This is a genomic window from Vibrio sp. 10N.239.311.G01 (assembly GCF_041465805.1).
GTDB lineage: Bacteria > Pseudomonadota > Gammaproteobacteria > Enterobacterales > Vibrionaceae > Vibrio > Vibrio crassostreae_C.
Genome location: NZ_JBFSRM010000005.1, coordinates 165,468 through 177,495, shown reverse-complemented (window position 1 = coordinate 177,495; position 12,028 = coordinate 165,468). Strand labels below are relative to the sequence as shown.

Here is a 12,028-nt window from a genome sequence, read left to right as displayed (position 1 = left end):
GGTTTATTTGCCGTTTACTTTTTTAATTAATAGATCTGTTTTTGCTAATTGATCCATTTACCATTGCCTGCTGAGAGTATATCGCCATGAAACGTATTTTTTGTTTAGCTCTGTTTATGTCTATGACGGGGTGTTCTGTCTTGGATCCTATTGAGACTCCGGCAGAAGAAAACGCAACCACAGTGGTTGATGCCGTGGAAGGTGATAAGTCGGCTCAAGAGAGCTCTGGCATTATTGATACACTTCGTGGTCGAACCGATCCAGTTGCCGGTGACCCAGCATGGGCGCCAATCAATCCAAAAGAAAAACCAGAACACTACGCAGCAGCAACGGGCTCACTGTTCAATGTTAATCACATTGGCAGCATGTATGACGACTCAAAACCTCGTGGCATTGGTGACATCATTACCGTGGCGTTAGACGAGAATACTCGAGCGACCAAGAAAGCCAACGCAGACATGTCTAAGTCGAACGATGCATCGATGGAGCCGCTGGCAGTTGGTGGTCAAGAGCTGACTATCGACAAGTACAACTTTTCTTATGATCTGAGCAACACCAACACCTTTGCGGGTGATGCGTCAGCCAACCAAAGTAACAGCATCAGCGGTTACATTACCGTTGAAGTTATCGAAGTATTAGCCAATGGTAACCTAGTCGTTCGTGGCGAAAAGTGGATGACACTGAATACGGGCGATGAGTACATCCGCCTAAGCGGCACCATCCGTCCTGATGATATAGACTTCGAAAATACCATCGCTTCAAACCGTGTTTCTAACGCACGAATTCAGTATTCAGGGACTGGCGTACAGAAAGATATGCAAGAGCCTGGATTCTTGGCACGATTCTTTAATGTATCTCTGTAGAGCTTGATAGGACGACGACATACTGACAGCCTCTATCACTCAGCCACATTTAGCTAAGCTATTATAAATTAAAGCAATACAGACAGGTTACTCAATGAAAAAACTGACACTCGTACTATTCGGCATGCTATTTCTTGCCACCAGTGCCCATGCTGCGCGAATCAAAGACGTGGCAAAAGTGGCGGGTGTTCGTAGTAACCAACTTGTAGGTTATGGTTTGGTCACGGGCTTGCCGGGTACTGGTGAGACAACTCCCTTTACCGATCAAACATTTAACGCAATGCTGCAAAATTTTGGCATCCAATTGCCGCCCGGCACTAAGCCAAAAACCAAAAACGTCGCGGCTGTTATTGTGACTGCTGAACTGCCAGCATTCTCTAAGCAAGGCCAAGAAGTTGACGTAACCGTTTCTTCTATCGGTTCAGCAAAAAGCCTTCGTGGTGGTACCTTGCTACAGACCTTCTTGAAAGGTCTAGACGGTCAAGTGTATGCGGTCGCGCAGGGTAACTTGGTGGTAAGTGGCTTTAGTGCACAAGGTAACGACGGTTCTAAGATTGTCGGTAACAACCCTAACGTTGGTATCATCTCTAGCGGTGCGACGGTTGAACAAGAGATCCCAACGCCATTCGGTCGTGGTGACTACATCACCTTCAACCTAATCCAATCAGATTTCACAACGGCTCAGCGTATGGCTGATGCGGTTAATAATTTCCTAGGCCCACAAATGGCTTCAGCGGTAGACGCAACTTCAGTAAAAGTTCGTGCACCGCGTGAAATCAGCCAGCGTGTAGCATTCTTGTCGGCTATCGAAAACATCGAGTTCGACCCTGCTGAAGGCTCTGCAAAAATCATCGTCAACTCTCGTACAGGTACGATTGTGGTTGGTAAGCACGTTCGCCTAAAAGCGGCGGCGGTCACCCACGGTGGTATGACGGTTGCAATTAAAGAAAATCTAAACGTAAGCCAACCGAATGCATTCTCTGGTGGCCAAACGGTAGTGGTCCCTGATTCTGATATCGAAATCACGGAAGGCGATGGTAAGATGTTCAAATTTGAACCTGGCCTAACGCTGGACGATTTGGTACGCGCAGTCAATGAAGTGGGCGCTGCACCTTCTGATTTAATGGCAATCCTTCAAGCACTGAAACAAGCGGGTGCGATTGAAGGCCAATTGATCATTATCTAAGGAATAAAGCATGATTAAGAATAACAATGACATCGGCTTTATTCACGACATCGGTAGTTTAGACCGTCTTCGTCAACAAGCGGTAAACGGTGAAGAAGGTAGCGAGAAAGAAGCATTAACCGCGGCGGCAAAACAGTTTGAATCGATTTTCACCTCGATGTTGTTTAAGTCAATGCGCGATGCTAACTCGAGCTTTAAGTCGGATATGTTGAACAGCCAGAACGAGCAGTTCTATCGTCAGATGCAAGATGACCAAATGGCGAGTGAGTTAAGCGCTTCAGGTTCATTAGGTCTTGCAGATATGATCGTGGCTCAACTAAGCGCTGGCCAAGCAAGCGATACGTCTGAAGAGAAGGTTCGCAGTGAAGGCTTTGATGCTTCATTGCAAAGACCGCAATATTCAGGCCGTTCGGAAGAGCGAGCGTCAGACGTTCAACCTGCGCAAGCAGCAAAACAGCCAGTATCCTTTGATTCTCCAGAATCGTTTGTGACCTCAATGAAGCCTTACGCGGAAAAAGCGGCAAGTGCGCTTGGTGTGGACTCGTCTCTTCTATTGGCACAAGCTGCCCTTGAAACGGGTTGGGGGTCTAAAATGGTTAAGAACTCTTTGGGCAACAGCAATAACTTATTTAACATCAAAGCAGATAGAAGTTGGAAGGGCGATAAGGTCGCGACTCAAACTCTTGAGTTCCATGGCAAAACCGCCGTTAAAGAGTCAGCTTCCTTCCGTTCTTACTCTAATTTCGAAGATAGCTTTAATGATTACGTGAAGTTCTTGAACGAAAATCCAAGATACGAAACGGCGCTACAGCATCAAGGCAATTCAGAGAATTTCATCAAAGGTATTCATCAGGCTGGTTACGCAACTGACCCTAACTATGCAGACAAGGTTTTACGAGTTAAAGCCAAGATTGATGAGATGAACTAGCGTCATAAATCAACATAGAGAGCTTGCTACTGGCAGGCTCTTTTCTTCTCCGCCCCTTCAGTTTTTACGCGTAATCCATAGTTATCTCCTTACACTTCAATAAATTATCGTCTTTTAATTTCCTATTGTTTGTGTTGGCACACATATTGCATTTATCTTAGTAATATACGGTTGTAGTTAATCAGTTCATTCTGGTTTTGTTAAGTTTTTTGGGGGCATTATGGCGTCGGATCTTCTGAATGTAGGGGCACAAAGTGTTCTTACGGCTCAGAGACAGCTCAACACCACAGGTCATAACATTTCTAACGCTAACACAGAGGGCTATAGCCGCCAGTCTGTGATTCAAGGTGTGAATGACCCGCGCCAGTACGGTGGGCAATCCTACGGTATGGGTGTACATGTGGAAAATGTTCGCCGCTCTTGGGATCAGTTTGCCGTCAAAGAACTTAACTTATCGACAACCAATGCCGCCAACAAAGGCGATACCGAAGCCAACCTCGATATGCTGTCGAGCATGTTGTCGTCGGTCGCTTCAAAGAAGATTCCAGAAAACCTCAACGAATGGTTTGATTCCGTTAAGACTCTCGCCGATACCCCAAATGATGTGGGTGCGCGTAAGGTCGTGTTAGAGAAAGCAGGGCTTGTAACTAAAACCTTGAATGAATTTCATGAAACAGTTCGTCAACAGTCTGATTCTACGAATAAAAAATTAGATATGGGTATCGAGCGAGTTAACCAACTTGCGTACGAGATCCGTGATGTTCAGCGTTTAATGATGCGAACTCCTGGGCCTCATAATGACCTACGAGATCAGCATGAAAAGTTGATTAATGAGCTTTCTGGTTACACCAAAGTTACGGTGACACCACGCTCAAATGCCGAAGGGTTTAATGTCCATATTGGTAATGGCCATACCTTGGTCTCTGGTAGTGAAGCGAGTCAGCTGAAGATGGTTGATGGCTTACCCGATGCACATCAGCGCCGCCTAGCGATTGTTGAAGGTAAGTCTTTAAAACCGATCACCAGCAGTGATATCGACGGAAAAATCGGCGCCATGCTAGACATGCGTGACGAACATATCCCAGCAATCATGGATGAGCTTGGTCGTTTGGCGACCGCGTTTTCATATGAGGTCAATAGTCTTCAAGAACAAGGTTTGGATCTTAACGGCAACGTAGGTAAGGACTTGTTTACCGACGTGAACTCAGAGCTGGTGGCAAAATCTCGTGTCACGGCTAGCGGGCAATCGAAAGCCGATGTTGCGGTATACATTGATGATACTTCTGCCTTAAAAGGCGGTGAGTATGGACTGAAATACGATGGCAGTGATTATGTCGTGACTAAGCCGAACGGTGAGACCGTTAAGATGGCGACCGACTCTAGCGGTAGTGCTTTTTATCTTGATGGCATGCGAGTGGAAGTACGTAACCCTCCTGAACTAGGAGATAAACTGTTACTGCGTCCAACGCGTAATTTTGCTGCGCAGATTCATATGGAAACCCAAGACCCGAAAGACATTGCTGCGCAAAGTTATGAGGCATCGACCACGTTTGCCAAGGGTACAGCGGGATTTAAAATCCTAGAAGCAGGTCAACTGCGTGAGTTTGAAGTGATTGTCTCACCAAAAGGTGAGCAGTTTGCTGTGACGGATCCGAAGGGTAACATTTTAATGCAGCCTCAACCGTATCCGCCACAAGGGCCAGTGACCATCAACGGTACAACGTTTGAGCTCACACCCGGTGCGGTGGCAAATGATAAGTTTACGGCAAACCTTGTCCCATCAGAAGGTGACAACGGTAACCTGCGTAAGCTACAAGATCTTCAAACAGGAAAGCTGTTGAATGATGGTGAGTCTACGATTTTAGACCTTTACCACAACTTGAATACTAATACGGGCTTGAAGTCTTCAACGGCAAATCGCCTGAGTGATATTGCGACATTAGAAAAACAGTCGGCTCAAGAACGTATTGCTTCTATCTCGGGAGTAAACCTCGATGAAGAAGCGGCAAACATGATGAAATTTCAGCAAGCGTATATGGCTTCTTCACGTATCATGCAAGCAGCCAACGATACGTTTAACACTATTTTGGCTCTGAGATAGGAAGGTATAAATGTTGAATCGTATCTCTAGCTTCCATAATTATCAGTCAGTACAAAACGACTTGCGCCGTCAAGAGAACAAGGTGCATCACAACCAAGCACAACTTGCTTCGGGTAAGAAGTTACAGTCGCCAAGTGATGACCCATTAGCGACGCACTATTTACAGAACATTGGTCAGCAGTCAGAACAGCTTAAACAGTATGTCGATGCGATTACTCTAGTCAGAAACCGTCTTGAGCATCATGAAGTATTGGTTTCTAACACTGAAGGCTTTGCTGATGAAGCAAAACGAACCGTGATGGAAATGATCAACGGTGCGCTTTCTCCGGAAGACCGTTTAGCTAAGAAGCGTGAAATTCAAGAACTGGCGAATAACTTCCTGCATTTAGCCAACTCTCAAGATGAGTCGGGTAACTACACGTTTGCAGGCACTAAGCCGAAAAATCAGCCTTTCTTTCGAGATAACGAAGGGAATGTGACATATCAAGGTGATGACTACCAACGCAAGATGCGTGTGGCAAGCAGCTTTGAAATGGCAATGAATGATCCGGGCAGCAAGATGTTTATGGAAATAGACAACCCGTTCGGTGACTACGAACCTCAGTACGAGCTTGAACCTGCGTCTGAGTTATTGCTCGGGCGTGCGACCAACAGCGATGAAGATGGGTCTACTTATAAAGTGACGTTTGTCGACATGCAGACGGGCAATTTCGCTTATCAGCTTGAAAAAGACGGCGCAGTGGTTGCGGCAGAAGATTTTGATCCTTCGACAGGCATTGTTTATGAAGGGCTGAATATTCAAATCAAAGGCCAAATCACTAAAGGTGATTCGATCACCTTAGAACCACGAGAGACTTTCTCTATCTTTGATACGTTCAAAGAGGCTGCTGAGCAGGCTGAAAACCCGGTATCGGATGCATCAGCAACAGCGAAACTGCACCAAGTAACTGAAGAGTTCCACGCTGCGTTTATCCATTTGACCAAGGCAAGAACCGATGTTGGTGCACGCTTGAGTACTTTGGATATTCAAGAGCAACAACATGAAGATTTCAAGTTGTCTTTAGCAAAAGCAAAAAGCAACTTTGAAGACTTGGATTACTCGAAAGCGATCATTGAGTTCAATGAAAACTCTCGAGCACTACAAGCTTCTCAACAAGCGTTTGGCAAAACCAAAGACCTGACCTTGTTTAACTATATTTAATGATCAATCGGTATTTAATGGTGGCTTGTCGATCACCATGGCGTTGATTCCTTGCCGTATGTGCTATGCCATACGTGCGAATGACGCCACAGTTTGCCGCTTTTTTGTACGAAGCATGATGTTTCTAGAATAGCGGCAAAAAACGGCAATAAGGAAGGTGAATGTTTTTCATCTTCTAATAGTAGAAAATCATAATTGCGCAGTGTTGTTTGTAAGCTTCTGATTTTTAGATAATTAAAAAATTATTTATATGATATTAAACTTGGCATACAACTTGTATCTGTGTTGGTTATAAATGATTAATACAGATCTTAAACCTTGTATAGGGTTTATCGAGTAATACACGGTCAGTGCTTATCCATATGAGAGTAAAGCTGGCCGCTTCGCAGAAACTTTGCGAACTCATAAGGAGAGCAAAATGGCTATCAATGTAAGCACTAACGTATCTGCTATGACAGCACAGCGTTACCTGAATAAAGCATCTAATGATTTAGCGACTTCTATGGAGCGTTTGTCATCTGGTCACAAGATCAACAGCGCGAAAGATGATGCGGCAGGTCTGCAAATCTCGAACCGTCTAACCGCTCAGTCTCGTGGTCTTGATGTGGCAATGCGTAATGCCAACGACGGTATTTCGATTGCTCAAACAGCAGAAGGTGCGATGAACGAATCGACTAACGTACTACAACGTATGCGTGATCTAGCGATTCAATCATCAAACGGCACTAACTCGCCGGCAGAGCGTACTGCACTGAACGAAGAGTCAATGGCACTTCAAGATGAGCTTAACCGTATTGCGGAAACCACATCGTTTGGTGGTCGTCGTCTACTGAACGGTTCATTCGGTGAAGCTTCATTCCAGATCGGTTCTAACTCTGGTGAAGCAATGATCATGGCTCTGACAAGTATCCGTGCAGATGACTACCGTATGGGTGGTACTACGTTCGATTCAGAAAACGCGAAAGATAAGAACTGGGAAGTGCCGCCAACAGCGAGCGATCTTAAGTTCGAATTCAAAACCAAAGCGGGTGAAGACATCGTTTTAGATATCAATACCAAAGCGGGCGATGATATCGAAGAGCTTGCGACTTACATTAATGGTCAGTCTGATCTTGTGAACGCATCGGTTACTGATGATGGTCGCATTCAACTGTTCGTTGCTGAACCTGACCTTGAAGGTGCAATGTCGATCTCTGGTGGCCTAGCATCTGAGCTAGGTATTAAGAGTGAAGGCCGTGCAACATCGGTTCAAGATATCAGCCTGACTAGCGTTGCAGGTTCACAAAACGCAATCAGCGTGATTGATTCTGCAATGAAGTATGTAGATTCACAGCGTGCTGATTTGGGTGCTAAACAGAACCGTCTAAGCCACAGTATTAATAACTTGGCAAACGTACAAGAGAACGTAGACGCTTCAAACAGCCGAATCAAAGATACGGACTTTGCGAAAGAGACGACGCAAATGACCAAATCACAAATTCTGCAACAAGCAGGTACTTCGATACTTGCTCAAGCGAAACAGTTGCCTAACTCTGCGATGTCACTATTGCAATAGTTATTGGTTGAACTCGCTGCTCGTGTTCAGACGTGAGCCATGCAGCAAGGGAAACTGGCAAGCATACTTACTATTGAGTGTTTAGCTCTCTCATCTCTCACCTGCTATCCATTTTTACAGTAAGAATGCAACGGCAAGTCGGAAATGTGTTCATTTCTCGATGATCTCCACACAGGCTCTGACGCGCCAACTAGCCCCGGTTCTCTCAAAGGAAAAGGGGCTTTTTCCTTTCTGTATTTCTTGTTTTTGCTATTTACTTTCCTGCGAATTTTCTCGCTCTACCTTTTTCAAATCTCTATTTGACTGTTCTTCATCACGATAAATAATGTCATCTATTACACAAGATTTGCGTAAGTCAGAGATCTTTGGCGATTGATCATTTCTCGACCTTGAGCCATTTAGACGGCGGTTCGTACGCTTTCTGAACAGATTAAGATCTTTTTCCAATTGAAATCTATCGCTGTATTAGAAAATGATGAAAATTAAGTTGTTGATAAATATTAGATTAATATTTTTTTTGTGGTTTTTTGAAAGTTTTTCTAAAGCTTCTGATTTTCGCGCCGTTATTAAAAGTAACTTTGAGAGAACTACTTGGTTTTCCGAGACGTCGGAAACCGCTATACCGGAAAATCAATTGGAGAAATCACCATGGCAGTGAATGTAAATACAAACGTTTCAGCGATGACAGCGCAACGTTACCTAAACAACGCAAACAGCGCACAACAAACATCAATGGAGCGTCTAGCTTCTGGCTCAAAAATCAACAGCGCAAAAGATGACGCTGCGGGCCTACAAATCTCGAACCGTTTGAACGTTCAGAGCCGTGGTCTTGATGTTGCTGTACGTAACGCGAACGACGGTATCTCTATTGCACAAACTGCTGAAGGTGCAATGAACGAGACAACGAACATCCTGCAACGTATGCGTGATTTGTCTCTACAGTCTTCAAACGGCTCAAACTCAAAATCTGAGCGTGTAGCGATTCAAGAAGAAGTAACTGCGCTTAACAATGAACTTAACCGTATCGCAGAAACCACATCTTTCGGTGGTAACAAACTCATTAATGGCACTTACGGAACTCAGTCATTCCAAATCGGTGCGGACAACGGTGAAGCGGTAATGCTTCAACTGAAAGACATGCGCTCTGATAACGCTCAGATGGGTGGTAAGAGCTACCAAACTGAGAACGCGAAAGATAAAGATTGGAACGTTCAATCAGGCTCTAACGACCTAAAAATGTCGTTTACTGATAACTTCGGTCAAGCACAAGAAATCGACATCAGCGCAAAAGCGGGTGACGACATTGAAGAGCTAGCAACGTACATCAACGGTCAACAAGATTCTGTTAAAGCATCTGTAACTGAAGACGGCAAGCTACAAATGTTCACTGGCAACAACAAAGTGAGCGGCGATGTGTCTTTCTCTGGTGGTCTTGCTGGTGAGTTAGGTATTCAAGCAGGTAAAGACGTAACGGTTGACACTATCGATGTAACATCAGTTGGCGGCGCACAAGAGTCTGTAGCTGTTATCGATGCGGCACTTAAGTATGTAGACAGCCACCGTGCTGAATTGGGTGCTTTCCAAAACCGTTTCGACCACGCTATCAGCAACTTAGACAACATTAACGAGAACGTTAACGCATCTAAGAGCCGTATTAAAGATACCGATTTCGCGAAAGAAACGACTCAGATGACTAAGTCTCAGATCCTTTCTCAAGCTTCAAGCTCGATTCTTGCTCAAGCGAAGCAAGCGCCGAACTCGGCACTTAGCCTACTAGGTTAATCGATTAAAAAGCCACGTTGACCAATAGTGTTGACGCAAGGCTTCCACAAATTAGCTCGTGGTGAGAGATGAGCGCTAAACAGACCCAGCTTCGGCTGGGTTTTTTATTGCCTGCAATTTGGCGAAGGTGTATTTGAAAAAGTGCAATGTTGGTAAGCAGGAGCAAAAGCGAGATTCCCTATCGCGTTCGTTCCTCACTGTAGGGAATGACGGGGTTGGGTTGTGGATACTGTATAGCTGCTTTGGCAAGGTTAGATCGAGTAAATAATTACTCAGATTCAAACAATAGTTTTCAATCGTCATTCCAGAATCGAGTAGAACGAGGTATCAGGAATCTAGTTTTTTGAGGAAGGAGTTTGTTTCGTTCTTATCTACCACTGTAAGGAATGAAGAGTGAACCATAAGCCAGTGAGGTAATTAACCGTCATCCCAGAATCGAGTAGAACGAGATATCAGGGATCGGCTTTGGTTTTTATGTGCAAGGCGACACTTATAAATGAGCGAGGATACGAAACTTTAGCGAATGCCGCTCTATTAATTGAAGCCTGATCACACTTTTCTTTGTTGTTGAAAAGAATACGAAAAAAATCGCATTTTTTATTAAAGCTTCTAATTAAGGGGCCGTTAAAGGGATTGAGAGAAATGATATGTACCAATGTAAGGTGAGAGAGACACTGGTGCATAAACAAATTGACATGTATTTGTGTGAGGTGAGAGTCACATAAGTGCATTAAAAAATGCCTAAAGGAGATCAACTATGGCGATTAATGTAAACACTAATGTGTCTGCAATGACGGCTCAGCGCTACCTGAATAGCGCGGCTGAAGGTACTCAAAAATCAATGGAGCGTTTGTCTTCTGGCTATAAAATCAATAGCGCAAAAGATGATGCTGCAGGCCTACAAATCTCTAACCGCTTAACGTCGCAAAGCCGTGGCCTAGATATGGCTGTGAAAAACGCGAATGATGGTATCTCTATTGCACAGACAGCTGAAGGTGCAATGAATGAGTCAACCAACATTCTGCAACGTATGCGTGACCTTTCTCTTCAATCTTCAAATGGTTCAAACAGCAAATCTGAACGTGTTGCGATCCAAGAAGAAGTCTCTGCTCTGAACAAAGAACTTAACCGTATCGCTGAAACGACCTCTTTTGGTGGTAACAAGCTTCTGAACGGTACTTACGGCAGCCAATCTTTCCAAATCGGTGCTGACTCAGGTGAAGCAGTAATGCTATCTATGAGCAACATGCGTACTGACACTCAAGACATGGGTGGTAAGAGCTACGGCGTTACAGAAGGCAAAGATGCTTCTTGGCGTGTAGGTGCGGGTGCTGATTTAACAATCAAATACAACGATAAGTTTGGTGAAGCGCAAGAGCTATCTATCTCTGCTAAAGAAGGCAACGATATCGAAGAGCTAGCAACTTACATCAATGGTCAAAGCCAAGACGTTAAAGCGTCTGTGGGTGAAGGCGGTAAACTGCAACTTTTCGCTTCAAGCCAAAAAGTTGAAGGTGATGTTGAGTTTGGCGGCAGCCTTGCGGGCGAACTAGGTATCGGTGCTGGTAAAGACGTTACCGTTAACGATATCGACGTAACTTCTGTTGCAGGTGCAAACGAAGCAGTATCTATCATTGATGGTGCTCTAAAATCTGTTGATAGCCAACGTGCTTCTCTAGGTGCTTTCCAAAACCGTTTTGACCATGCAATCAGCAACTTAGACAACATCAACGAAAACGTTAATGCGTCTAAGAGCCGTATCAAAGATACCGATTACGCGAAAGAAACAACAGCTATGACGAAGTCTCAAATCCTACAACAGGCGAGTACTTCTATCCTAGCTCAAGCAAAACAGTCACCATCAGCAGCTCTAAGCTTATTGGGCTAAACTTACCTCGGTAAGTAGCGGTAAACTCTACTCTGGGTAGAGTTTTACTGTTTGGCTCATAAAGGAGGGAGGGAGAGTGTTATGGAAATATCATCCAACGCATCGAACATCCAGCCTTATGGCTCACCTAATGGCATTAAAATTGCAAGCGATGAAGGTAGTAGTGCGTCGAGTCTTTCGCGACTAAAAGAAGCAACATCTTATGACAAGGTAGAGAAATCGAAAGAGGAAGCTACCGAAGCGGCGATTCAATTAGCTCAACATAGACAAGAGTTAAATGATGAAGAGCGAGTCAAAATGGTGGAGAAGGTAAACGAGTTTATCTCCTCTCTCAATAAAGGTGTGGCTTTTAAGGTCGATGAAGAATCTGGGAGAGATGTGGTTACCATTTATGAGACCACAACCGGTGATATTATTCGCCAGATCCCTGATGAAGAAATGCTTGAAATTCTAAGACGCCTAGCAGCCCAAAACTCGAATAGTCGAATATTTGAGGTGAAGGTTTAAGTCGTATTATTGAGGTG

9 protein-coding genes are annotated in these 12,028 nt (G+C 44.5%); all 9 read left to right on the top strand.

Annotated elements, in window-relative coordinates; all coding sequences use genetic code 11:
* The first annotated feature begins 86 nt into the window (after positions 1-86).
* The 9 genes from flgH to flaG all read left to right on the top strand — a co-directional run bounded on the left by flgH (position 87) and on the right by flaG (position 12,011).
* Positions 87-863, top strand: coding sequence for a flagellar basal body L-ring protein FlgH (gene flgH / locus AB6D06_RS06005; RefSeq protein ID WP_004736181.1), 777 nt, complete (start codon positions 87-89; stop codon positions 861-863).
* A 94-nt stretch (positions 864-957) separates the two neighbouring features.
* Complete coding sequence (locus AB6D06_RS06000) at positions 958-2,049, top strand: flagellar basal body P-ring protein FlgI (RefSeq protein ID WP_017062257.1); 1,092 nt, start codon at positions 958-960, stop codon at positions 2,047-2,049.
* A 10-nt stretch (positions 2,050-2,059) separates the two neighbouring features.
* Positions 2,060-2,977 (top strand): flagellar assembly peptidoglycan hydrolase FlgJ, encoded by a 918-nt coding sequence (flgJ, locus tag AB6D06_RS05995; protein ID WP_017064131.1) that lies wholly within the window; start codon positions 2,060-2,062, stop codon positions 2,975-2,977.
* Between the two features lie 220 nt (positions 2,978-3,197).
* Entirely contained in the window at positions 3,198-5,078 is a 1,881-nt protein-coding gene (gene flgK / locus AB6D06_RS05990; protein ID WP_372099477.1) for a flagellar hook-associated protein FlgK, read from the top strand.
* Between the two features lie 10 nt (positions 5,079-5,088).
* On the top strand, positions 5,089-6,279 hold the full coding sequence (gene flgL / locus AB6D06_RS05985) for a flagellar hook-associated protein FlgL (protein WP_017064129.1): 1,191 nt from the start codon (positions 5,089-5,091) through the stop codon (positions 6,277-6,279).
* A 418-nt stretch (positions 6,280-6,697) separates the two neighbouring features.
* Complete coding sequence (locus AB6D06_RS05980) at positions 6,698-7,834, top strand: flagellin (protein WP_372099475.1); 1,137 nt, start codon at positions 6,698-6,700, stop codon at positions 7,832-7,834.
* A 648-nt stretch (positions 7,835-8,482) separates the two neighbouring features.
* Positions 8,483-9,616 carry a flagellin gene (locus AB6D06_RS05975; RefSeq protein ID WP_120459687.1) on the top strand — a complete coding sequence of 378 codons (1,134 nt, stop codon included), beginning with the start codon at positions 8,483-8,485 and terminating at the stop codon, positions 9,614-9,616.
* A gap of 757 nt (positions 9,617-10,373) precedes the next feature.
* Positions 10,374-11,504 carry a flagellin gene (locus AB6D06_RS05970; RefSeq protein ID WP_372099473.1) on the top strand — a complete coding sequence of 377 codons (1,131 nt, stop codon included), beginning with the start codon at positions 10,374-10,376 and terminating at the stop codon, positions 11,502-11,504.
* Positions 11,505-11,585: 81 nt separating this feature from the next.
* Positions 11,586-12,011 (top strand): flagellar protein FlaG, encoded by a 426-nt coding sequence (gene flaG / locus AB6D06_RS05965; protein WP_017066380.1) that lies wholly within the window; start codon positions 11,586-11,588, stop codon positions 12,009-12,011.
* The last annotated feature ends 17 nt before the right edge of the window (positions 12,012-12,028 follow it).

Excerpts from the sequence above, each read along its gene's own strand:
- flgK (WP_372099477.1), top strand. The coding sequence starts at position 3,198 with ATGGCGTCGGATCTTCTGAATGTAGGGGCACAAAGTGTTCTTACGGCT.
- AB6D06_RS05970 (WP_372099473.1), top strand. The coding sequence starts at position 10,374 with ATGGCGATTAATGTAAACACTAATGTGTCTGCAATGACGGCTCAGCGC.
- flgL (WP_017064129.1), top strand. The coding sequence starts at position 5,089 with ATGTTGAATCGTATCTCTAGCTTCCATAATTATCAGTCAGTACAAAAC.
- AB6D06_RS06000 (WP_017062257.1), top strand. The coding sequence starts at position 958 with ATGAAAAAACTGACACTCGTACTATTCGGCATGCTATTTCTTGCCACC.
- AB6D06_RS05975 (WP_120459687.1), top strand. The coding sequence starts at position 8,483 with ATGGCAGTGAATGTAAATACAAACGTTTCAGCGATGACAGCGCAACGT.
- AB6D06_RS05980 (WP_372099475.1), top strand. The coding sequence starts at position 6,698 with ATGGCTATCAATGTAAGCACTAACGTATCTGCTATGACAGCACAGCGT.
- flaG (WP_017066380.1), top strand. The coding sequence starts at position 11,586 with ATGGAAATATCATCCAACGCATCGAACATCCAGCCTTATGGCTCACCT.
- flgH (WP_004736181.1), top strand. The coding sequence starts at position 87 with ATGAAACGTATTTTTTGTTTAGCTCTGTTTATGTCTATGACGGGGTGT.
- flgJ (WP_017064131.1), top strand. The coding sequence starts at position 2,060 with ATGATTAAGAATAACAATGACATCGGCTTTATTCACGACATCGGTAGT.